Source organism: Roseibium sp. (assembly GCF_048260565.1).
Taxonomy (GTDB): Bacteria; Pseudomonadota; Alphaproteobacteria; order Rhizobiales; family Stappiaceae; genus Roseibium.
In genome coordinates this window covers 278291-299868 of record NZ_JBLXGP010000006.1, presented here as the reverse complement: position 1 = coordinate 299868, position 21578 = coordinate 278291, and the positions used below count along the sequence as shown (strand labels likewise).

The 21578-nt window shown below is 60.9% G+C and carries 20 protein-coding genes; 7 read left to right on the top strand and 13 right to left on the bottom strand.

Features of this window, described 5'->3' with window-relative positions:
- Positions 1 to 79: 79 nt before the first annotated feature.
- The 7 genes from ahcY to ACN0SO_RS15635 all read right to left on the bottom strand — a co-directional run bounded on the left by ahcY (position 80) and on the right by ACN0SO_RS15635 (position 6907).
- A complete protein-coding gene (gene ahcY / locus ACN0SO_RS15665; protein WP_417679333.1) occupies positions 80 to 1468 on the bottom strand; it encodes an adenosylhomocysteinase in 1389 nt (462 codons plus the stop codon).
- Positions 1469 to 1651: 183 nt separating this feature from the next.
- Positions 1652 to 2959: a class I SAM-dependent methyltransferase gene (locus tag ACN0SO_RS15660; protein WP_417679331.1), complete on the bottom strand. Its 1308-nt coding sequence runs from the start codon at positions 2957 to 2959 to the stop codon at positions 1652 to 1654.
- 132 nt (positions 2960 to 3091) lie between these two features.
- Positions 3092 to 3373 carry an HPr family phosphocarrier protein gene (locus tag ACN0SO_RS15655; protein ID WP_417679329.1) on the bottom strand — a complete coding sequence of 94 codons (282 nt, stop codon included), beginning with the start codon at positions 3371 to 3373 and terminating at the stop codon, positions 3092 to 3094.
- Between the two features lie 15 nt (positions 3374 to 3388).
- Complete coding sequence (locus ACN0SO_RS15650) at positions 3389 to 3793, bottom strand: PTS sugar transporter subunit IIA (protein WP_346906913.1); 405 nt, start codon at positions 3791 to 3793, stop codon at positions 3389 to 3391.
- A gap of 110 nt (positions 3794 to 3903) precedes the next feature.
- Positions 3904 to 4386 carry an HPr kinase/phosphorylase gene (locus ACN0SO_RS15645; protein ID WP_417679326.1) on the bottom strand — a complete coding sequence of 161 codons (483 nt, stop codon included), beginning with the start codon at positions 4384 to 4386 and terminating at the stop codon, positions 3904 to 3906.
- Positions 4383 to 6197 carry a stimulus-sensing domain-containing protein gene (locus ACN0SO_RS15640; RefSeq protein WP_417679324.1) on the bottom strand — a complete coding sequence of 605 codons (1815 nt, stop codon included), beginning with the start codon at positions 6195 to 6197 and terminating at the stop codon, positions 4383 to 4385. The genes ACN0SO_RS15645 and ACN0SO_RS15640 overlap by 4 nt, the downstream gene beginning before the upstream one ends.
- Positions 6198 to 6208: 11 nt before the next feature.
- Positions 6209 to 6907 carry a response regulator transcription factor gene (locus tag ACN0SO_RS15635; RefSeq protein WP_417679322.1) on the bottom strand — a complete coding sequence of 233 codons (699 nt, stop codon included), beginning with the start codon at positions 6905 to 6907 and terminating at the stop codon, positions 6209 to 6211.
- A 430-nt stretch (positions 6908 to 7337) separates the two neighbouring features.
- Between ACN0SO_RS15635 and ACN0SO_RS15630 the strand changes: the two genes are divergently transcribed.
- The 6 genes from ACN0SO_RS15630 to ACN0SO_RS15605 all read left to right on the top strand — a co-directional run bounded on the left by ACN0SO_RS15630 (position 7338) and on the right by ACN0SO_RS15605 (position 12869).
- On the top strand, positions 7338 to 8948 hold the full coding sequence (locus tag ACN0SO_RS15630; protein ID WP_417679320.1) for a phosphoenolpyruvate carboxykinase: 1611 nt from the start codon (positions 7338 to 7340) through the stop codon (positions 8946 to 8948).
- A gap of 133 nt (positions 8949 to 9081) precedes the next feature.
- Positions 9082 to 9417, top strand: coding sequence for an XdhC family protein (locus ACN0SO_RS15625; protein ID WP_417679318.1), 336 nt, complete (start codon positions 9082 to 9084; stop codon positions 9415 to 9417).
- 14 nt (positions 9418 to 9431) lie between these two features.
- On the top strand, positions 9432 to 10061 hold the full coding sequence (locus ACN0SO_RS15620) for a LysE family translocator (RefSeq protein ID WP_417679316.1): 630 nt from the start codon (positions 9432 to 9434) through the stop codon (positions 10059 to 10061).
- 3 nt (positions 10062 to 10064) lie between these two features.
- On the top strand, positions 10065 to 10757 hold the full coding sequence (locus ACN0SO_RS15615) for an XdhC family protein (RefSeq protein WP_417679314.1): 693 nt from the start codon (positions 10065 to 10067) through the stop codon (positions 10755 to 10757).
- Positions 10757 to 12367 carry an NTP transferase domain-containing protein gene (locus tag ACN0SO_RS15610; protein ID WP_417679312.1) on the top strand — a complete coding sequence of 537 codons (1611 nt, stop codon included), beginning with the start codon at positions 10757 to 10759 and terminating at the stop codon, positions 12365 to 12367. Before ACN0SO_RS15615 ends, ACN0SO_RS15610 begins: the two co-directional genes overlap by 1 nt.
- A gap of 292 nt (positions 12368 to 12659) precedes the next feature.
- On the top strand, positions 12660 to 12869 hold the full coding sequence (locus ACN0SO_RS15605; RefSeq protein WP_417679310.1) for a hypothetical protein: 210 nt from the start codon (positions 12660 to 12662) through the stop codon (positions 12867 to 12869).
- Positions 12870 to 13030: 161 nt separating this feature from the next.
- Here ACN0SO_RS15605 and ACN0SO_RS15600 read toward each other — a convergent pair whose 3' ends face one another.
- The 6 genes from ACN0SO_RS15600 to ACN0SO_RS15575 all read right to left on the bottom strand — a co-directional run bounded on the left by ACN0SO_RS15600 (position 13031) and on the right by ACN0SO_RS15575 (position 20405).
- Complete coding sequence (locus ACN0SO_RS15600; protein WP_417679308.1) at positions 13031 to 13441, bottom strand: F0F1 ATP synthase subunit epsilon; 411 nt, start codon at positions 13439 to 13441, stop codon at positions 13031 to 13033.
- 101 nt (positions 13442 to 13542) lie between these two features.
- Entirely contained in the window at positions 13543 to 14967 is a 1425-nt protein-coding gene (gene atpD, locus ACN0SO_RS15595) for a F0F1 ATP synthase subunit beta (protein WP_417679306.1), read from the bottom strand.
- A 25-nt stretch (positions 14968 to 14992) separates the two neighbouring features.
- A complete protein-coding gene (locus ACN0SO_RS15590; RefSeq protein WP_417679304.1) occupies positions 14993 to 15880 on the bottom strand; it encodes a F0F1 ATP synthase subunit gamma in 888 nt (295 codons plus the stop codon).
- Between the two features lie 32 nt (positions 15881 to 15912).
- Positions 15913 to 17442, bottom strand: coding sequence for a F0F1 ATP synthase subunit alpha (atpA, locus tag ACN0SO_RS15585; RefSeq protein WP_417679302.1), 1530 nt, complete (start codon positions 17440 to 17442; stop codon positions 15913 to 15915).
- A complete protein-coding gene (locus ACN0SO_RS15580; RefSeq protein ID WP_417679300.1) occupies positions 17442 to 18002 on the bottom strand; it encodes a F0F1 ATP synthase subunit delta in 561 nt (186 codons plus the stop codon). Before ACN0SO_RS15580 ends, atpA begins: the two co-directional genes overlap by 1 nt.
- Before the next feature lie 207 nt (positions 18003 to 18209).
- Positions 18210 to 20405: a primosomal protein N' gene (locus tag ACN0SO_RS15575; RefSeq protein WP_417679381.1), complete on the bottom strand. Its 2196-nt coding sequence runs from the start codon at positions 20403 to 20405 to the stop codon at positions 18210 to 18212.
- Positions 20406 to 20614: 209 nt separating this feature from the next.
- Here ACN0SO_RS15575 and fsa point away from each other — a divergent pair, with 209 nt between their 5' ends.
- Positions 20615 to 21268 (top strand): fructose-6-phosphate aldolase, encoded by a 654-nt coding sequence (fsa, locus tag ACN0SO_RS15570; protein ID WP_417679298.1) that lies wholly within the window; start codon positions 20615 to 20617, stop codon positions 21266 to 21268.
- Positions 21269 to 21578: the final 310 nt, after the last annotated feature.

Genomic DNA, 21578 nt, shown 5'->3' with positions numbered 1-21578 from the left:
ATTCTTAAAAATTCGACTCAAAAGACGTCGAGCAGGATTTCACCCGCCCCACCAGATGTAGTGGGGCGGGTGATGCATATCAGTACTTGTAGTGCTCGGGCTTGAACGGGCCAGCCTTGTTAATCCCCAGGTAATCCGACTGGGAATCCGTCAGCTCGGTCAGCGTCACGCTGAGCTTCTCAAGGTGCAGACGGGCGACCTTCTCGTCGAGGTGCTTCGGCAGCACATAGACTTCGTTCTTGTACTGCTCGCCACGGGTAAACAGTTCGATCTGCGCCAGCACCTGGTTGGTGAAGCTGGCAGACATCACGAAGCTCGGGTGGCCGGTGGCGTTGCCGAGGTTCACGAGACGGCCCTGGGACAACAGGATCATGCGCTTGCCATCCGGGAACTCGTACAGGTCGACCTGGTCCTTGACCGGACGGCACTTGGTGTTCTTCAGGGCAGCGACCTGGATCTCGTTATCGAAGTGGCCGATGTTACAGACGATCGCCATATCCTTCATCCCCTTCATGTGTTCGAAGGTGATGATGTCCTTGTTGCCGGTCGCGGTGACATAGATGTCGCCTTCCGGCAGGGCCTGTTCGATGGTCTTGACCTCGTAACCGTCCATGGACGCCTGCAGGGCGCAGATCGGGTCGATTTCGGTCACGATCACACGCGCGCCGGCACCTGCCAGAGACTGTGCGGACCCCTTGCCGACGTCGCCGTAGCCGCAGACGACGGCAACCTTGCCGGACATCATGACGTCGGTACCGCGGCGGATACCGTCGACGAGCGATTCACGGCAACCGTAGCGGTTGTCGAACTTGGACTTGGTGACACTGTCGTTGACGTTGATCGCCGGGAACGGCAGCTGGCCCTTCTTCTGCATTTCATAAAGGCGCATGACGCCCGTGGTCGTTTCTTCCGACACGCCCTGGATCAGGTCACGCTGTTTGGTGAACCAGCCCGGGTTCGCGGCCATGCGCTTCTTGATCTGCGCGAAGAGGCATTCCTCTTCCTCAGACGTCGGGTTTTCGATGAGGTTCGTCTCGCCGGCTTCGACGCGAGCGCCCATCAGGATGTAGAGGGTCGCATCGCCGCCATCGTCGAGGATCATGTTGGCGCCGCCGTCGAAGTCGAAGATCTTGTCGGCGTAGTCCCAGTATTCTTCCAGCGTCTCGCCCTTGATGGCGAAGACCGGAACGCCGGCCTTGGCGATTGCAGCGGCGGCCTGATCCTGGGTGGAGAAAATGTTGCACGACGCCCAGCGCACTTCGGCGCCCAGGGCAACCAGGGTCTCGATGAGGACAGCCGTCTGGATCGTCATGTGCAGGGAACCTGCAATGCGCGCGCCCTTCAGCGGCTTGGAAGCACCGAATTCCTCGCGGCAGGCCATCAGGCCCGGCATTTCGGTTTCAGCGATCTCGATTTCGGTCCGGCCCCAGTCAGCGAGCCCGATGTCCTTAACGATATAGTCGTTCATAAAAACGTCCTGAAGTTTGCCCGGACCGGCATTCGGCCGGGCCTGGTGATGGGGATACGGGTTGCCGAACGGCAAGCCGCCTCACGGAGGCAGCACGCCTCCCGATGTATACAGGCGGTGTTATAGCGCGCAGCTCATCAACTAGCAATGCGGATATAAAGATTTCTTTATATCATTTACAGCTCATGAATAAAGGTCCGCCCGACTCGGTGGCAAACCGGACGGCCCCTTGTCCCGTTTCGAGGAGACAGTCTGGAAAATGGACAAGGTGCCACGCTGGAAACTCAGGGACACGCCCGTCAGATAAAGCAGCCAAAGCCGGTATTTCGGTTCGCCGACCTCCGCGATGGCGGCCTCTTTCTCCCGAGCCAGGTTCTCCGCCCACAGGCGGGTCGTGCGTGCATAATGCTCCCGCCAGCCTTCCACGTCATGGACCTCAAAGCCGTGGTGCTCGAGGTTGGTCAGCGTCCAGCCGATATGATCGACTTCACCTCCGGGGAAAATGTAGCGCACCATCGCTTTGTATTCCGCCCGCTTGTGGCGAAACGCCTTGAGGCTCTTTTTGCCTTTACGTGTAATGGCATGATGCAGATAAATACCGCGGGGCCGCAGCAGCCGGTGGACCTCCCGGTAATAGGCGTCGTGGTTGTCAATCCCGACATGTTCGAACATGCCGATGGAGGAAATCTTGTCGAACTGGCCCGTCAGATCGCGGTAATCCTTCAGTTCGACCGACACGCTGTCTTCCAGTCCGCGCTCCGCGATCCGCTGCCTCGCCAGCTCCAGTTGCTCTTCTGCCAGGGTCACGCCCAAGGCGGTGACGCCGTAATGCTCGGCAGCATGACAGATTAGCGCCCCCCAGCCGCAGCCGATATCAAGCATCCGATCGCCCGGCTTCAGGCGCAGCTTGCGGCAAATCATGTCCAGCTTGTCGGTCTGGGCCGTCGCCAGATCGTTCGACCAGTCAGCGAAATAGCCGCAGGTGTAGACCATCATCGGATCGAGAAACAGGCGGTAGAACTCGTTCGAGACGTCGTAGTGAAAGGCGATGTCGCTCTTCGCACTGCCGGAGCTCCGGTCCGCTTCCCGCCCTGCATCCAGACCGGAGACAACCGGAGAAGCCGAGCCTTTTCCCGGCCCGAACAGGAGCGGCAACGCGCTCTTCAGGATCAGCTTCTTATTCAGCCGCTTGCGGAATTCGCGACTGCGCACACGCGGACGCTTGTCGGCAAGATCGAAAATGCTGCCGCCGCGCGGATCGATATGCCCTTCCGTATAGAGATCGATCAGCGTCTTCGCGCCGGGCCGGCGCAGCAACCGCGGCAGGGCGGCTTCGGACAACGCAATCCTCAAACCGTCAGCCGGAGCATCGGCGGGAATGGTCGATCCATCCCAAAGTTCGAAGCCGAATTCCATCTCAAGGGCATCGTGAATGTGCGACAAGGCTGCCCTGGCTGCCTCAAGGCGCCGATCTTGCGGAGGGTTCGCCATAAAATCTCCTGATGTAAATCTCAATAGACGGTTTGGCGGCTTTCGCCCTGGAAGGCAACGGCCTTATCGGGAAACATATACAGGCAAACCAGTGAAACCGGCCTGCCGTCGAACACGACGGCAGGCTCGCAGCTAGTCCGCCTCGCCGAAGCCGTCCTCCACAAGGGCGGTAATGGCTGCCATGGCCTCTTCGGCCTGCGCACCGGAGACGGACACGCGGATGCAGCAGCCGGGGCTGGCAGCAAGCATCATCAGTCCCATGATCGACGTCCCGTCGACGGTCTGTCCGTCCCTGGAGACATTGACCGCCGCATCGAACCCCTCGACCAGCTTCACGAGCTTGGCCGAGGCGCGGGCGTGCAAGCCGCGCTGGTTGACGATGGTCAGTTCTTTTTCGAGGTTTTGGGCGGTCACGGGCCGTAATTTCCGTCAGTTCTGGCCCGACAGCACCTGGCTTGCGACGGAAATGTATTTCTGTCCGGCCTGGCGTGCTTCATCCACCGCGTCCGCAAGGCCCCGGTCTCCGCGAACGCTCGCGAGCTTGATCAGCATGGGCAGATTGACACCGGCCACGACCTCCACCGACTTCCCGTCCATGACGGAAATCGCCAGATTGGAGGGCGTCCCGCCGAACATGTCCGTCAGCAAAACGACACCCTGACCGGAATTGGCCGATTCGACCGCCTTCAGAATATCCTGTCGGCGCTGTTCCATGTCGTCGTCAGGACCGATGGAGATCGTCTCGACCTGCTCCTGAGGTCCGACCACATGTTCCAATGCCGCCTTGAATTCTTCTGCAAGACGCCCGTGGGTTACCAATACGAGACCGATCATACGTACCCTGATCCAGCTTGATGAGGCGAATACGGACACAAGGCCCGTTTCACGTCTGGGTGCACTGTCGACAAGAGGCCCGCCCGTTGCAAGTAAAAAAGGCCATGCGGTCAGATGTAATCGGGGCTTTTGGGGAAAAGCCCGCGCATCCTCCAGCGCAAACGGCGCAGATTCTCCATCGGCCGGCCTTCCTCGAGCCCGACAAAGGGAAGGTCAACGCCTTCAAGCTCGACACACAGCGCCTCGTCCTCGGGATATCTTTCCAACTCCCCGGAAGGGACAAGGTCGGCAACAAGATGAAGCACCGCCTCCGGCTCGTTGGTCAACTCGACGATACCGAGGCCCCGCACTTCCAGTTTTCCGGCGATCGCAGGGGCGGGCGACGCGACGACCTTGCCGTTTTCCCGGCGAAGACAGGTCCGGTCATCGGCAACATGGGCTGCAAAGTGCCCCTTGGTTCCTGCGGCCTCGACCAGCAGATCGCACAGGCTCGACTTGCCGGTGCCCGATTTGCCGCGCAGCAGAATACCGCGCGTTCCGACAATGACGCAGGCAGCATGCACGGTCGGGGGAAGCCCGTCCGCCGTGCTCATTTCGCGGCCTTGGCCGGCAGGGTAATGGTGAAGCGCGCACCGGCAACCCTGCTCTTGCCCGTCTTGGCGTCGTCTTCCGTCCGGTTGGCCGCATCGATCGTTCCGCCGTAGGCCTCAATGATCTGGCGCGAGATGGACAGGCCCAGACCGGAATTGTTACCGAAGCCTTCGCCATCCGGGCGGTCCGTGTAGAAGCGCTCAAAGATACGGTCGGTGTTTTCGGCGCGAATGCCGGGACCGTCGTCATCGATGGTAATCCGGATCATGGAGCCTGACCGGCTCAGGCCGATCCGTACCGTTCCGTTTTCCGGCGAGAATGAACGGGCGTTATCGAGAAGATTGCTGATCACCTGGCCCAGACGGATATCGTGACCCATGACCTGATAGGGCGAGGGGCCCTGCGCATCGGCAACAGTCACCAGGATTTCGGCCATATCGCCTTCCGCACGCTGGTTGGCGGCATTGGCAATGGCGCGCAGCAGGTCGGCCAGATCGACCTTCTGGGCATCGGCGCGCGCCAGTTCGGCATCGAGGCGGGAGGCATCGGAAATGTCCGTAATCAGCCGGTCGAGGCGGCGCACGTCGTGCTGAATGATCTCCAGAAGCTGTGCCTTGGACTGGTCCGACTTCGCCAGCGGCAAGGTCTCCACCGCGCTGCGCAGCGATGTCAGCGGGTTCTTCAATTCATGAGCGACGTCGGCCGCGAACTGCTCGATCGCGTCGATCTTGTTGTAGAGCGCATGGGTCATTTCCCGGAACGCCCGCGCCAAATGGCCGATCTCGTCCTGTCGCTCGGCGAATTCGGGAATTTCCTGACGGGAAGTCGATCCCATGCGGACACGCTCGGCGGCGGCAGCCAGGCGCCGGACAGGTCCGGCAATGGTGCCGGCCAGCAGGATCGACAGAAGCGTGGTCACCGTCGCCGCGACCAGGAAGACGCGCATGATGGCAATACGCTCGGCGCGCACGATGGCATCGATGTCGCCGCCTTGCGTCGACAGCAGCAACGTGCCGAGGACCGCGCGGAACCTCTGGATCGGCACGGCCACGGAGACGATCAGTTCGCCGCGCGGAGACACACGGACGACGCTTGCCGGCGAGCCCGCAAGGGCCGCTTCCACTTCCGGATAGGCCCGGCCGTCGCCGCCGCCGACTTCCTGATAAAGCGGCAGGTCGCCGCGCCTCAGCCAGAGTTTGACCGACTGCCAGATCCTGTCCCACAGATTGTCCTCCTCCGCATTGGGCGGAGGAAGATCGAAGCGCAGGATCTGAGCACTGGAATAAAGATGGCGCGAATCCAGGATCAGGATCCCGTCCGGGTCATAGATCCGGGCCCGGGTCTTGGTCGGGGAAATCAGCCGCCGGAGGACCGGCCCGACCCGCTCCGGGTTCACCGGAAAGTCGAGCGTGTCGAGGTCATCGCTGCCCGGCGCGATACTCTCGCCAGCCTGGAGCTGGAGCAACCGTTCCGGATCGACCGTAATGGCGCCGGTGTCGACGGTGGCGGAGGCGGCAATCGCACCTGCGATGATCTCACCCTGGGTCAGCAGACTTTGCACCCGGGCATCGATCAGGCCGGCGCGAAACTGGTTGAGATAGAGGATGCCGACAACGAGCGCGACCAGGCCGACGAGATTGATCGCGACGATCCGCCGGGTCAGGGAGGAAAGCACATAGGTGCCGAAAATCCGGCCGAACCGGTTGAGCAGCCGGCGCCGGATCCGCTTGTTGCCAAGCCTGCGCAACTGGGATCGCTCGGGCGCACCTTCCGGCGCAGCCGCCCCTTCCGCCTTCTCGCTCTCTACCGCCATGGACGGGGTCTTCAGACCTCCTTGAACCTGTAACCGACGCCGTAAAGCGTTTCGATCATGTCGAAATCGTCGTCAACGACCTTGAACTTCTTGCGAAGGCGCTTGATGTGACTGTCGATCGTCCTGTCGTCAACATAAACCTGATCGTCGTAGGCCGCATCCATCAGGGCGTTTCGGCTTTTCACCACGCCCGGACGCTGTGCGAGCGCCGACAGGATCAGGAATTCGGTCACCGTCAGGGTAACCGGCTTGTTGTTCCAGGTACAGGTATGACGCTCCGGATCCATCACGAGCTGGCCGCGCTCCAGGAGCTTGTCGGCCGCATCCCGGGGCGCCGAGGCATCGCGCGGCTGAACCCGGCGCAGCACCGCCCGGACACGCTCCACCAGCAGACGCTGGGAGAACGGTTTGCGGATGAAATCGTCGGCGCCCATCTTCAGGCCGAACAACTCGTCGATCTCATCATCCTTCGAGGTCAGGAATATGACCGGCAGATCGGTCGTCTGGCGCAGGCGGCGCAGCAGTTCCATGCCATCCATGCGCGGCATCTTGATATCGAAAATCGCCAGGTCCGGCTGATCGCCCTGCAGCCCCTCCAGGGCCGAAGTGCCATCCGTGTAGCTCTGCACCCGATAGCCTTCCGCCTCCAGGGCGATTGAAACCGAAGTCAGGATGTTGCGGTCGTCATCTACCAATGCAATCGTCGGCATAATCTGGATCCGTATCTTTCAGGTAACAGGCCGCGTATCGGCCCCCTCGACAGTTCTTAAGCCTTTGGCCTGCTAAATGCGCATAAAATATGGCAATCGTACAGTTCGCGGCACTTTGAGTTGCAGTCCGGGCACCAGCAGTCCCCGCCTCCCGATATCAGTCTATTTACGTATGCTGCTCCAAATGAACGGCATTTCTTGGTGCGAACCTCGAATGGTCCTTCTGGAATGAATTTATTCGGAAAGCAAATTAATCATCTCACGCAGGTTGATTGTATTTAATCGATTAAACCGACGATTCAATTGCCCCGCAGTCTTGTTGGATGCCTGCGTATCCACTAGTTTCGCCACCGCTCGCAGGCGTGGCTTAACAAATTATTACTTGCCGCCCCTAGGGCAGGAAACGCCAAATTCACAAGGACAGCGGGATATGCAGGAAGTAGGTGTCAGGAATGGCTCTCACGGCGTCGAGACTTTCGGACTCGAGGGTCTGAAGGCAATCTATTGGAACCAGAGCGAGCCTGCACTTTACGAGCATTCGATCTCGCGCGGCGAAGCTCAGATTGCAGCGAACGGACCGCTGGTCGCCGATACCGGCATGCACACCGGCCGGTCTCCGAAGGACAAGTTCGTGGTCGTCGACGACAACACGGCGGATACCGTGTGGTGGGACAACAACCAGCGCATGTCGCTCGACCACTTCGAAACGCTCTTCGCCGATTTCCGCGAACACGTGAAGGATAAGGAACTCTTCGCGCAGGACCTTTATGGCGGCGCCGAGAAGGCCTACCGGCTGCCGGTTCGCGTCTACACCGAATACGCCTGGCACTCGCTGTTCATCCGCAACCTGCTGCTGCGTCCGGAAACGTCCGAACTCGCCGGCTTCATTCCGGAAATGACGATCATCGATCTGCCGAGCTTCAAGGCCGATCCGGAGCGTCACGGCTGCCGCACCGAAACCGTCATCGCCTGCGACCTGACCCGCAAGATCGTGCTGATCGGCGGATCGTCCTATGCCGGTGAAATGAAGAAGTCGGTCTTCACCTTCCTGAACTACCTGCTGCCGCTGCAGGGCGTCATGTCGATGCATTGCTCCGCCAATGTGGGTTCCGAAGGCGACACCGCGATCTTCTTCGGCCTGTCGGGCACCGGCAAGACCACCCTTTCCGCCGACCCGAACCGGACCCTGATCGGCGACGATGAACACGGCTGGGGCAAGACCGGTGTGTTCAACTTCGAAGGCGGCTGCTACGCCAAGACGATCAAGCTGTCGGAAGAAGCCGAGCCGGAAATCTATTCCACGACCCAGCGTTTCGGCACCGTCCTGGAGAACGTCGTTCTGGACGAGAACCGCGTTCCGGACTTCGATGACGATTCGAAGACGGAAAACACCCGCGCGGCCTATCCGATCCACTTCATCTCCAACGCCAGCCCGACCGGCACGGCCCCGATGCCGAAGACGATCATCATGCTGACGGCGGATGCCTTCGGCGTCATGCCGCCGATCGCCAAGCTGACCCCGGCCCAGGCCATGTACACGTTCATTTCCGGCTACACCGCCAAGGTCGCCGGCACCGAGCGTGGCGTGACCGAGCCGCAGGCCACCTTCTCCACCTGCTTCGGCGCACCGTTCCTGCCGCTGCATCCGTCCCAGTACGGCAACCTGCTGCGCGACCTGATCGCCGAACACAATGTGGACTGCTGGCTGGTCAACACCGGCTGGACCGGCGGCGCCTATGGCGTCGGCAGCCGCATGCCGATCAAGGCAACCCGGACGCTGCTGGCCGGTGCGCTCGACGGCTCGCTGAAGAACGCGACCTTCCGCACCGACCCGTATTTCGGCTTCGCGGTTCCCGAAGAAGTGCCGGGCGTCGATTCCAGGATCCTGAACCCGCGGGAAACCTGGGACGACAAGCAAGCCTTCGATCGCCAGGCCGCCAAGCTGGTGCAGATGTTCATCGACAACTTCGCGACCTTCGAGCCGCATGTGGACGGCGACGTGCGCGACGCTGCCCCGGTGCTGCGCTCGGCTGCCGAATAAGACGAACAGGTTTCCCCTGACACGAAGCGGCGCACCGGAAACGGGGCGCCGCTTTTTCATGCGCAATTTTCGCGACGCGGCGCTTTCATCTGAATTCAATGGGTCTATATTTCCCGAGAGGGAGAATTCTTTCATGACCCACGATATCCAGTCATCAACAACCGATGTGCTCGGCACCGCCGAGGAATGGCGCCGGTCCGGGCGGCAGGTCGCGCTTGCGACCGTGGTCGAAACCTGGGGGTCCGCGCCGCGGCCGGTCGGTTCCCACCTGGTCATCGACGAGGACGGCAATTTCGAGGGATCGGTCTCCGGCGGCTGCGTCGAAGGCGCCGTGGTCTCCGAGGCCATTGACGTGATTGAAAGCGGCAAGCCGACGACGCTCGAATTCGGTGTCGCCGACGAAACCGCATGGCGCGTCGGACTGTCCTGCGGCGGACGCATCAGCGTCTATGTCGAACCGATTGCCTGAACCGGAAACCAGAAATGCCAGCCTATGAAACCCTGATGGCCTTCGCCGCCGCGACCCTTCTGTTCGCCTATTTTCCCGGTCCGGCCCTGCTTTACACGGCCGCGCAGACATTGTCGCGCGGGCGCGCCGCGGGCTTCTGGGCCGCGTTCGGTATCCACATCGGCTGCTATGTCCATGTGATCGCCGCGACCTTGGGTCTGTCGGCGGTCTTCGCCGTCGTTCCGGCCCTTTATGCTGCCTTGAAGCTCGCGGGCGGCGCCTATCTCGTCTGGCTCGGCATCCAGATGATCCGGACCCGTACGGTGGCGGGGCCAACGCCCGAGCTGCCGAAGCGCAGCCGTCGGCGTGCGTTCCTCGACAGCGTGATCGTGGAAGTTCTCAATCCCAAGGTCGCGGTGTTCTTCATCGCCTTCCTGCCCCAGTTTGTCGATGCCAATGCCGCCCTTCCCGTCTGGGGCCAATTCCTGATCCTGGGCACGATGGTGAACCTGAGTTTTACGTCGGCCGATATTTTCACCGTGCTGTTTGCCTCCCAGGTTCAAAAACAGCTTCGCAGGTCTTCCCGGTGGCAGGATGTGAGCCGCTGGATCACCGGATCGATCCTGGTGGGGCTTGGGCTCAAACTGGCAACGGAGCGTAGCTGATCGATGGACCTTTCCCTTCTCTCCGCACTCAACGAAGAACGCACGGCCCGGCGGGCGACGATCCTCGTCACCGACATGGCGAGCGGCGAACAACGGCTGATCAAGAAAAGCTCCGATTTTTCGGCCGATCCGTTGCACGTAGACCTGACAAAGCGGTTCCGGTCCGGAAAATCCGGCATGATCGAAACCGAAAGCGGCAACATGTTCCTCACGGTTTCCGTCCCGCCACCCCGGCTGGTCATCATCGGCGCGGTTCATATTTCTCAGGCGCTGGCGCCAATGGCGGAAATCGCGGGTTTCGACGTGACCATCATCGACCCCCGCACCGCCTTTGCCACGAAGGAGCGATTCCCCGGAGAAACGCTGATTGCAGAGTGGCCGGAGGATGTCCTCAAGAACATGCCGTTCGACGCCTTTACCGCCGTGGCCGCAGTGACCCACGATCCGAAGATCGACGACCTGCCGCTGCAGGAAGCGTTGAAGGCCGGTTGCTTCTACGTCGGCGCCCTCGGCAGCCGGAAGACCCACGCCAAACGGGTGGAACGTTTCCTGGAAGCGGGAATCGCGCAAGCGGACATTGATCGGATCGACGCCCCGATCGGGCTCGATATCGGCGCCGCATCGCCGGCCGAGATTGCCGTCGCTGTGCTTGGCAAGGTGATTGCCGCCCTGCGCAAGGAACCGGAGGCCGCCTGATGGAATTCGGCCCCAGGCCGATCCTGGAAGCGGAAGGGTGCGTCCTTGCCCATTCCACCAGGACCGGAACCGCCACGTTCAAGAAGGGGCGCGTGCTCAGCGCGGACGATATAAAAACGCTTCAGCAGGCCGGCGTCTCAACTGTTACCGTGGCCTGTCTGGCGGCGGATGATTTGAATGAAAATCTCGCGGCAGACCGCATCGCGAGGGCGGCCAATGGCGGCGGGTTGATCAGCGACCCTCCCTTCACCGGCCGGGTCAACCTCTATGCGGAACAGGCCGGGGTCCTCGTGATCGACCGGCAAGCGGTCGATGCGATGAACCGGATCGACCCGGCGATCACCATCGCCACCCTGCCCGAATACGCCAGGGTCCTGGCCGGACGCATGGTCGCGACCGCCAAGATCATTCCCTTTGCAGCGCCCGCACGGTTCGTTGCCGAAGCCGAGGAGCGGATTTCGGGCGCCCTCAAGGTTGCCCCGTTCAAGGCCCGCAGGGTCGGGCTGATCGCAACCAGGCTGCCGCACCTGAAGCCGAGCACCATGGACAAGACGCGGCGCGTGCTGGAAGCCCGCCTTGCCGCGAGCGGCAGTACGATCCTCTCAGAAGAGCGGGTGGACCACCGGGAAGAAGCCGTCGCCGAGGCCATGGCGAAGCTTGCCGGGCAGGGTGCGGATTTTCTGATCCTGTTCGGAGCTTCGGCCGTCGTCGACCGGAAAGATATTCTGCCGGCGGCGATCGAGCGTGCCGGCGGGGCGGTGGAGCAGTTCGGCATGCCCGTGGATCCGGGCAACCTGCTTATGATCGGGACTTACGAAGGCCTGCCGGTCATTGGAGCGCCTGGCTGCGCCCGCAGCCCCAAGGAAAACGGCTTCGACTGGGTCCTCGATCGGAAGCTCGCCGGACTGGAGGTCACCGCCCATGACATTACCGGAATGGGCGTCGGCGGCCTTTTGATGGAAATCGGGACGCGACCGCAACCACGCGAGGTCAAGACGGTGCCTGACAAGCCCAAAATCGGCGCCATTATCCTGGCGGCCGGAAAATCGAGCCGCATGGGTGGTCCCAACAAGTTGCTTGCCGAACTGGACGGCAAGACCCTTGTCCGGCATGCCGTGGAAGCCGCGCAAGACGCGGATCTGGTGCAGACCATTCTGGTCACGGGCCACATGGCCGACCGGATCGAGGCGGAAATATCGGATTACGGGATCGACGTGGTTCACAATCCGGATTTCGCCGAAGGCATGGCCGGGTCGATTGGCGCCGGTATGGAAGCGCTGGACCCGTCCGTGGATGCGGTCCTCATATTGCTGGCGGACATGCCGCGGATTACGTCAGAAACCCTGAAAGGCATGATCGGCAGCTACGCCGACAGTCCCAATGCCCTGATCGTGACCGCAACGGCGGAGGGTAAGAGAGGCAATCCGGTGCTCTGGGACAAACGTTTCTTTGACGCGCTCAAGACCCTGCGCGGCGATATCGGCGCAAGACATCTGATTGCGGAAAATCCGGAATTCGTTCTGGAACATGAAATCGGCGCGGCTGCCCGTCTCGACCTGGATACGCCCGAGGCCCTGGAACAGGCCGGAGGCAGATTATCGGACAGGTGAGACGAGACGTCGCGATTTGCAATAAATAACTGACTGGTAACACTGTTTTTGCAGAAGTGCTTAGCTATAGCAGAAGCTATGCATCAGTCGCAGAGCCTCCATGCGGAGCAACTATTGCAATTTTGTGACTGTTCCACTATCTAACTCTTGCGTTCGGCGCTCACCGTCCATCGGGCGGATTTACGCGCGGCGAACGTGACTATAACTCCGATAATCGCAAAGGCTGTTCGGATCCTCGAAGAGAGGATGCTCGAGCGCTTTTTGCCGCGCGTAGAAAAAGAAGGAAAAGAACATGACTTCATTGAGCCTCCCGCGTCCCGGTTGCTGCAAATGGGCAGAAGGCGATGCCGGCAACTACTCGTTCCCGTGCAACAACCGGGTTGAAGCCGGTGTGTCCTACTGCGACGAACACCGCGCCCTGGTTTACATCCCGCCGGAAGAGCGCCGCCGCAACCGTTCCGGTGGCGGTATGACCAATACCTTCAAGCGCATTGCCGCCTGATCGCGTTTCTGGTGTGAAATTTTTGAACCCGGCCAAATGGCCGGGTTTTTTTATGAGCCCATTTTTATCAGTCGGGCGAACTTTATCGGTCAGGCAAACAAAAAACGCGACCCGATGGGCCGCGTTCTGAAAATCCGTCCTCACGCGCGATGCGCGGGAAATCAGATCTTTTTCAGCGAATCCTTGATATCGACCAGCCGTGCCAGGGTGTCCTGGGCCTTGCGCAGGGTTTCGGTGTCCTTGGCATCGGCAACGTCGTCTTCAGCGTTCTTGATCTGCTCGTCCAGGTGCTCGACCTTCAGGTCTTCGACCGCGATTGCCTGTTCTGCCAGAATGGTCAGACCACCTGTAGCCACGTCGGCAAAACCGCCGCGAACGAAATATTCGTCCAAGCCTGCGCCCTGTTCGCGGCGCACCTTCAGAATGCCGGCCTGAATGGTGGACATGAAGGGGCTATGATCCTTCAGAACACCGAATTCACCTTCGGTACCGGGAACGATTACTTCGAGAACCTGTTCGGACAGGAGCTGGCGCTCCGGCGAGACCAACTCGAACTGGAATAACTCAGCCATTTGGCATGTCCCTTGTCAGTCTGGTGCGGACGGCGGCGAAACCGCCGGTCCGAATTCAGGAACGGGCGCCTTCGACCTGAAAGCGCCCGATCTCTGTCTTATCAGGCAGCTTCCGCAGCCAGTCTCTGAGCCTTCTCGACCGCTTCGTCAATGGAGCCGACCATGTAGAAGGCCGCTTCCGGAAGGTGGTCGTATTCGCCGTTGACGAGACCCTTGAAGCCCTTGATCGTGTCCTCGAGAGCCACGAGCTTGCCCGGAGAACCGGTGAAGACCTCGGCCACGAAGAACGGCTGGGACAGGAAACGCTCGATCTTACGGGCGCGGGCAACGGTGAGCTTGTCCTCTTCGGACAGTTCGTCCATGCCCAGGATGGCGATGATGTCCTGGAGCGCCTTGTAGCGCTGCAGGGTCACCTGAACCGCACGGGCTGTTTCGTAGTGTTCTTCGCCGATGATGCGGGCGTCGAGCATACGCGAGGTGGAATCCAGCGGATCCACGGCCGGGTAAATGCCCTTTTCCGCGATCGAGCGGTTCAGAACCGTCGTTGCGTCCAGGTGGGCAAAGGTCGATGCCGGTGCCGGGTCGGTCAAGTCATCGGCCGGAACGTACACGGCCTGAACGGACGTGATCGAGCCCTTGGTGGTGGTGGTGATGCGTTCCTGCATGGCACCCATGTCGGTTGCCAGCGTCGGCTGATACCCCACGGCCGAAGGAATACGACCGAGAAGCGCGGACACTTCGGAACCGGCCTGGGTGAAGCGGAAAATGTTGTCCACGAAGAACAGCACGTCCTGACCCTGGTCGCGGAAGTGTTCGGCAACGGTCAGACCGGTCAGAGCGACACGGGCACGGGCTCCGGGGGGCTCGTTCATCTGGCCGTAAACGAGGGCTGCCTTGGAGCCTTCGCCGCCGCCTTCCTTGTTCACGCCGGATTCGATCATTTCCCAGTAAAGGTCGTTGCCTTCACGGGTCCGCTCGCCAACGCCTGCGAACACGGAGTAACCGCCGTGCGCCTTCGCGACGTTGTTGATGAGTTCCATGATCAGAACCGTCTTGCCCACGCCGGCGCCGCCGAACAGGCCGATCTTGCCGCCCTTTGCGTAGGGAGCCAGAAGGTCCACGACCTTGATGCCGGTAACCAGGATTTCCGCTTCGGTGGACTGTTCGATGAACTCCGGAGCTTCCTGGTGGATGGCGCGCTTGGCGTCATGCGGAATTGCGCCGGCTTCGTCCACCGGTTCGCCGATCACGTTCATGATGCGGCCCAGCGTACCGTCGCCGACCGGCACTTCGATCGCGCTGCCGGTGTCGACCACTTCCTGACCGCGAACCAGACCCTCGGTGGAGTCCATCGCGATGGTACGAACCGTGTTCTCGCCAAGGTGCTGGGCAACTTCCAGCACCAGGCGAACGCCATGGTTGTCCGCTTCAAGAGCGTTCAGGATCAACGGCAGGTGGTCATCGAACTTGACGTCGACAACGGCGCCGATGACCTGGGTGATCCGTCCGACCTTTTTGTCAGCCATATCCCTAATCCTCGTATCGATCCCGTTAGAGCGCTTCAGCGCCCGAGATAATTTCAATCAGTTCCGTCGTGATCTGTGCCTGACGCTGGCGGTTGTAGCTGATCGTCAGTTTGTCGATCATTTCGCCTGCGTTGCGGGTCGCGTTGTCCATTGCGGACATACGCGCGCCCTGTTCACTTGCAGCATTTTCCAGGAGAGCCCTGAAAACCTGAACGGAGATGTTGCGCGGCAGGAGATCCTCGAGGATCTCCGCTTCGTCCGGCTCATATTCGTAGACCGCTGCGGCGCCGCCCTGTTCGGACGCACCTTCCGCGGCTTCGATATGGGCCGGAATGAGCTGCTGGGCCGTCGGCTCCTGAGCGATCACCGACTTGAACTTCGAATAGAACAACGTGCAGATATCGAATTCGCCGTCGGCAAACATCGACAGGATGTCCGTGCCGATGTCGTTTGCATTCGAGAATCCGACGTTCTTCACGCTGCGCAGATCAACGGTCTTGATCACATGGGACCCAAGGTCCCGCTTGAGCGCATCATAACCCTTCTTGCCCACGCAGATGATTTTCACCGTCTTGCCCTGGGCGATCAGGCTGCGTGCCTTTTCACGTGCCAGTTTGGCGATATTGGTGTTGAAACCACCGCACAGTCCGCGTTCGGCCGTAGCAACCACCAGGAGATGAACCTGGTCGCTGCCCGTGCCGGACATCAGCTTCGGTGCGTCATCACGGCCCTCAAAGGCGACCGCGAGGTTGGCCAGCACCTGCTCCATGCGTTCAGCATAGGGCCGGGCGGCCTCCGCAGCTTCCTGAGCACGACGCAGCTTCGCCGCGGCCACCATCTGCATGGCCTTGGTGATTTTCTGCGTCGCCTTCACGGAAGCGATGCGGTTTCGTAAGTCCTTCAGGCTCGGCATGGCCGCCCCTGCTCCTTATCCCGACTGCGTTCTCAGGCGAAGTTCTTGGCGAAGCTGTCGAGCACGGCCTTAAGCTTGCCCGTCAGTTCGTCATCGAGTGCCTTTTTCTCCCAGATCGCGTCCAGAAGATCGGCATGTTCGCCGCGCAGGTGCAGCAGCAAGGCCTCTTCGAACTCGCGAACCTTGTTCACGGGAAGCGGATCCAGATAGCCGTTCACGCCGGCGTAGATGACCGCAACCTGTTCCTGGGTCTTCAGCGGCGAGAACTGCGGCTGCTTCAGGAGTTCGGTGAGGCGGGCACCGCGGTTCAGCATGCGCTGGGTGGTGGCGTCGAGATCCGAACCGAACTGGGCGAAGGCGGCCATTTCACGATACTGGGCGAGTTCACCCTTAATCGGACCGGCAACCTGCTTCATCGCCTTGATCTGAGCGGACGAGCCCACGCGGGAGACCGACAGACCGACGTTCACGGCCGGGCGGATACCCTGGTAGAACAGGTCCGTTTCCAGGAAGATCTGACCGTCGGTGATCGAGATCACGTTGGTCGGAATAAACGCGGACACGTCGTTGCCCTGGGTTTCGATGACCGGCAGAGCGGTCAGCGATCCGCTGCCGTTGTCTTCGTTCAGCTTCGCGGCGCGCTCCAGCAGACGGGAGTGCAGGTAGAAGACGTCGCCCGGGAAAGCTTCACGTCCCGGCGGACGGCGGAGCAGCAGGGACATCTGACGGTAGGCAACGGCCTGCTTGGTCAGATCGTCGTAGCCGATCACGGCGTGCATGGAGTTGTCGCGGAAGTATTCACCCATCGCACAGCCGGCGAACGGCGCCAGGTACTGCAGCGGAGCGGCGTCCGAAGCGGTCGCGGCAACGACGATGGAGTATTCAAGAGCGCCTGCGTCTTCCAGGGTCTTCACGAACTGTGCGACCGTGGAGCGCTTCTGACCGATGGCCACGTAGATGCAGTACAGCTTGACGTTTTCGTCGTCGCTTGCGTGCAGCGGCTTCTGGTTCAGGAAGGTGTCGAGGATGATCGCGGTCTTGCCGGTCTGGCGGTCGCCGATCACCAGCTCGCGCTGGCCGCGGCCGACCGGGATCAGGGCGTCGATGGCCTTGAGGCCCGTGGACATCGGCTCATGCACCGACTTACGCGGCAGGATGCCCGGTGCCTTCACGTCCACACGGCGCTTTTCGGTGGCTTCGATCGGGCCCTTGCCGTCCAGCGGGTTGCCGAGCGGGTCGACAACGCGGCCGAGCAGGCCCTTGCCGACCGGAACTTCCACGATGGCGCCGGTCCGCTTGACCGTGTCGCCTTCCTTGATGGTACGGTCGGAACCGAAGATCACGACGCCGACGTTGTCGGTTTCGAGGTTCAGCGCCATACCCCGGATACCGCCCGGGAATTCGACCATTTCACCGGCCTGGACCTTGTCCAGACCGTAAACACGAGCAATACCGTCACCGACGGACAGCACCTGACCGACTTCAGAAACTTCGGCTTCCTGGCCGAAACTCTTGATCTGGTCCTTGAGGATAGCGGAGATTTCCGCGGCCCGAATATCCATCAGCCGACCTCTTTCATCGCGAACTTGATTGAATTGAGCTTGGTACGCAGCGACGTGTCGATCATGCGGGACCCGACCTTGACCACAAGGCCACCGATCAGAGCAGGATCAACCTTCGCTGCGATGTTTACGGACTTGCCCAGAGAAGAAGCCAGAGCTTCCGTCAGGGCTTTGACATGATCATCCGAGAGCGGCGCGGCGGAGGTCACCTCTGCCGTTTCCTCTCCCCGCTTTTCCGCAAGCAGGGCGCGGAACGCCTTGATCATGTCAGGAAGGACGAAGAGGCGCCTGTTTTGGGCGGCCAGCTTCACAAAATTAGCAGCAAGACCGGAAATACCGGCCTTGTCCAGAAGTGCACCCAGAGCAGAAATCTGCTCCTCTGCACTGAACGACGGGCTCTTTACGAGACGGATGAGATCTTCGCTTTCATTGAGGTAGCCCTCAAATTTGCCAAGATCCCGTTCCACGTCGGCAGTCACGCCTGTTTCCTCGGCTAGATCGAGGAGGGCGGACGCATATCGCTTAGCCACGCCGGATACGAGAGATACGTTGTCAGTCACCAGGTCCGAGCTCTCTGACGTCTTTCAAGCCCCACTAAGCAGTTATCCGCTCGTAAGGCATTGAAATAATGAATGATTTCAGGGTCAGAAGGTATGACGGTTAAACCGTTCCCCCAAAGCCGCGCCTCACTTAGCACAGGGTTTCCCAGTGTGCAACTTCGCCTAATGGCGGTGTTTGGCGATTTCTGGCTCTTTTTTCGTTCTTGCTCATAAAAAGTGCTGCGGATCGATGTCCACCTGGACCCGTAATCCCTTCACAGGACGGGGCGCCTGTTCCAGCCAGGCGCGCAGATAAGCCTGCAGATCCATCTGGCGGGGCGCCATCGCCAGCAGCCGGTAACGATAGCGTCCGCGCACCATGGCAAGGGCCGCTTCCGCCGGCCCCAGCAAGGTGATCGCGGGTTCCCTCGGAGCGGCACGGACGAAGGCGCGGGCAAAATCTTCGGCAAAGCGTTTGTCCGGTCCGGAGATAACAATGGCGGCCAGCCGGCCGAAGGGCGGCAGCCCGGCCGCCTGCCTTGCCGCAATTTCCGCCGCATAGAAAGCGTCCCGGTCGGAAGACAGCAGCGCCTTGATGACCGGGTGGTCGGGCGAATAGGTCTGCAGAAACCCCTTGCCCCCACCGGTAACACGCCCGGCCCGGCCCGTGACCTGGGCCAGAAGCTGGAAGGTCTTTTCCGCCGCGCGCGGGTCGCCATGGGCCAGGCCGAGATCCGCATCGATCACGCCGACCAGGCGCATTTTCGGAAAATTGTGCCCCTTGGCGACGAGCTGGGTGCCGATCACGATGTCGGCGCCGCCTTCCTCGACGATCTTCATTTCCCGGCGCAACCGCTCCGGCCCGCCGGGCAGATCGGACGAAAGTATAAGAGTGCGCGCCTGCGGGAACCGGTCCGCGACTTCCTCGGCGACCCTTTCCACACCCGGCCCACAGGCAATGAGCGACTCCGCCGAGCCGCAGGACGGACAGCTTTCGGGCACCTTCTCGTTGTGGCCGCAATGATGGCAGACCAGACGCCCCTGAAACCGGTGCTCGACCAGCCATGCGCTGCAATGGGGACACTGAAATCTGTGGCCGCAGGTGCGACAAAGTGTCAGGGGGGCATAGCCGCGCCGGTTCAGGAACAAAAGCGTCTGGGCGTCGTCCGCAAGCGCCTCTTTCATGGCCGCCAACAGTTCCGGCGCGATCCATCGGCCCCGCTCCGGCCCATGATGACGCATGTCGATGGCCTTCAGTTCCGGCAGGGCGGCCCCGGAGGCCCGCTCGGGCAGGAGAAAGCGCCGGTAACGGCCCATGTCGGCATTGACCCGGCTTTCGATCGACGGCGTTGCCGAGGCGAGCACCACCGGAAAGCGGGAGATGTGGCCGCGCACGACGGCCATGTCGCGCGCCGAATAGGGCACGCGATCATCCTGCTTGAAGGCGGAATCGTGCTCTTCGTCGACGATGATCAGGCCGAGTTCGACAAACGGCAGGAACAACGCGGAACGGGCACCGATCACGACACGGACATCGCCGGAGGCTACGCCACGCCAGGTGCGCGCCCGGTTTTTCGGGGTGACCTCGGAGTGCCATTCGGCCGGATAGACGCCGAACCGCTGCTCGAACCGGCGCAGGAACTGCTCGGTCAGCGCGATTTCCGGCAACAGCACCAGCACCTGCTTGCCGCGCCTGAGCGCTTCGGCCACCGCCTCGAAATAGACTTCCGTCTTGCCGGAGCCGGTCACCCCGTCGATCAGCGAGACGGCCGCGCCCTGGTCGAAGCCTTCGACAAGGCCTTCAGCGGCCTCTTTCTGGGCCGGGGTCAGATCGGGCTTGCAGAAATCCACCTGGGGCTGTGGCGGCGGCGGCGCTGCCGGAAGCGAGACGACCTCCAGGACCTCCTGATGCAGCAGGCCGTCGATCACGGAAGGGGACACCCCCGCGGCATGGGCCAGACCGCTCTTGGTCCAGGCAAAACCGTCTTCCATGGTTTCCAGCACCCGGCTGCGCGCCGGCGTCATCCGTTCAGGGGCAGCTCCCTCGATCTTGCGCACACCGGCAACGGGCGGTTCCTCCTCCAGGGCCTCTTCCGACCGCAGCACCATGCGCAGGACCATGCCCGGCGCAGCCAGGGTCCAGTTGGCAACCCAGTCGATGAAGCGGCGCAGGTCCTGATCCAGCGGCCGCGCACCTTCATAGACATGGGAAATGCTTTTCAGCTTCTTCGGATTGATCGCCGGGTCCGGCTCATTATCCCAGACGGCGCCGAGCACCTCCCGGGGACCCAGCGGAACGCGGACGATGGTTCCCGGCACGACACTGACGCCCGGCGGCACCTTATAGGTATAGGGACCGGGCACGGCGACCGGCACCATCACGCTGGCAATGGTCTCACGCTGCAACGGGTCGTCATCAAACAGCACCGGCTTCTTCGTCCTGCTTCCTAATGTGCCTTCAGTGGTTTTTGAGGTACGTACCGCAAAAATCGCACCCAAACTCGAATCGCGGGGTTCTTCTTAACCGCATCCTACGGTAAAGAAACCGCGAGCAGAGAAACATTCAACGGACCATTTGCCCGGTCCGCCCTCTTTCGCCGCCTCACCGGCACGCCCAACGGGAGCAGTACCCCATGAAATTTTTCGTCGACACGGCCGACACCGCTGAAATCAAGGAGCTTGCCGCAACCGGTCTGCTTGACGGCGTCACCACCAATCCCTCGCTGATCGCCAAGAGCGGACGGCAGTTCAAGGAAGTGATCGCCGAGATCTGCTCCATCACCGATGGCGACGTGTCGGCTGAGGTTGCCGCCACCGACTACGACACGATGATCAAGGAAGCCAAGGAACTTGTGAAGATCGCCGACAACGTGGTGATCAAGCTGCCGCTGACCCTCGAAGGACTGAAGGCCTGCAAGACGCTGACCGGCGACGGCCACAAGACCAATGTCACCCTTTGCTTTTCCGCCAACCAGGCGCTGCTGGCCGCCAAAGCCGGCGCGACCTACATCTCGCCCTTCATCGGCCGCCTCGACGACATCCACCTCGACGGACTGGAACTGATTCGCGAGATCCGCGTCATCTACGACAATTACGACTTCGACACCGAGATCCTTGCCGCCTCGATCCGCACCGCGAACCACGTCCGCGACTGCGCCATCATCGGCGCCGATGTGGCAACGGTGCCGCCGGCAACCCTGAAGGGACTGGTCAAGCATCCGTTGACCGACAAGGGGCTTGAAGCCTTTCTTGCCGACTGGGCCAAGACCGGACAGAGCATTCTTTAAGGCGACCTTCTGTTATCAGTATTGCAGAGCCCGGCTTCGGCCGGGCTTCTTTGTCATCGGGCTATTGGCCGAGCTGCCATATCAATGCGCGAGCCAATCTCTCAGCATTCATGTATCAGAGGTTCTTGTAATTATAATCTGGAGTGAGCACGATGGAGTTGAATGATCGTAATTTCCCACTCACGCCTCTTAGATTTTATTTTTAGATGACAAGAAAATCTTTCAAAAATACATTGCTTGTTATTATTTTAATAATAAATTCAATTTTCTTATATTATTCAATTAAAAAAGGTGATTATTATTATATATC

What these genes read in the sequence shown, in the direction of transcription:
- ahcY (WP_417679333.1), bottom strand. Translation starts at nt 1,468, where the DNA reads ATGAACGACTATATCGTTAAGGACATCGGGCTCGCTGACTGGGGCCGG.
- ACN0SO_RS15660 (WP_417679331.1), bottom strand. Translation starts at nt 2,959, where the DNA reads ATGGCGAACCCTCCGCAAGATCGGCGCCTTGAGGCAGCCAGGGCAGCC.
- ACN0SO_RS15650 (WP_346906913.1), bottom strand. Translation starts at nt 3,793, where the DNA reads ATGATCGGTCTCGTATTGGTAACCCACGGGCGTCTTGCAGAAGAATTC.
- ACN0SO_RS15645 (WP_417679326.1), bottom strand. Translation starts at nt 4,386, where the DNA reads ATGAGCACGGCGGACGGGCTTCCCCCGACCGTGCATGCTGCCTGCGTC.
- ACN0SO_RS15640 (WP_417679324.1), bottom strand. Translation starts at nt 6,197, where the DNA reads ATGGCGGTAGAGAGCGAGAAGGCGGAAGGGGCGGCTGCGCCGGAAGGT.
- ACN0SO_RS15635 (WP_417679322.1), bottom strand. Translation starts at nt 6,907, where the DNA reads ATGCCGACGATTGCATTGGTAGATGACGACCGCAACATCCTGACTTCG.
- ACN0SO_RS15630 (WP_417679320.1), top strand. Translation starts at nt 7,338, where the DNA reads ATGCAGGAAGTAGGTGTCAGGAATGGCTCTCACGGCGTCGAGACTTTC.
- ACN0SO_RS15625 (WP_417679318.1), top strand. Translation starts at nt 9,082, where the DNA reads ATGACCCACGATATCCAGTCATCAACAACCGATGTGCTCGGCACCGCC.
- ACN0SO_RS15620 (WP_417679316.1), top strand. Translation starts at nt 9,432, where the DNA reads ATGCCAGCCTATGAAACCCTGATGGCCTTCGCCGCCGCGACCCTTCTG.
- ACN0SO_RS15615 (WP_417679314.1), top strand. Translation starts at nt 10,065, where the DNA reads ATGGACCTTTCCCTTCTCTCCGCACTCAACGAAGAACGCACGGCCCGG.
- ACN0SO_RS15610 (WP_417679312.1), top strand. Translation starts at nt 10,757, where the DNA reads ATGGAATTCGGCCCCAGGCCGATCCTGGAAGCGGAAGGGTGCGTCCTT.
- ACN0SO_RS15605 (WP_417679310.1), top strand. Translation starts at nt 12,660, where the DNA reads ATGACTTCATTGAGCCTCCCGCGTCCCGGTTGCTGCAAATGGGCAGAA.
- ACN0SO_RS15600 (WP_417679308.1), bottom strand. Translation starts at nt 13,441, where the DNA reads ATGGCTGAGTTATTCCAGTTCGAGTTGGTCTCGCCGGAGCGCCAGCTC.
- atpD (WP_417679306.1), bottom strand. Translation starts at nt 14,967, where the DNA reads ATGGCTGACAAAAAGGTCGGACGGATCACCCAGGTCATCGGCGCCGTT.
- ACN0SO_RS15590 (WP_417679304.1), bottom strand. Translation starts at nt 15,880, where the DNA reads ATGCCGAGCCTGAAGGACTTACGAAACCGCATCGCTTCCGTGAAGGCG.
- atpA (WP_417679302.1), bottom strand. Translation starts at nt 17,442, where the DNA reads ATGGATATTCGGGCCGCGGAAATCTCCGCTATCCTCAAGGACCAGATC.
- fsa (WP_417679298.1), top strand. Translation starts at nt 20,615, where the DNA reads ATGAAATTTTTCGTCGACACGGCCGACACCGCTGAAATCAAGGAGCTT.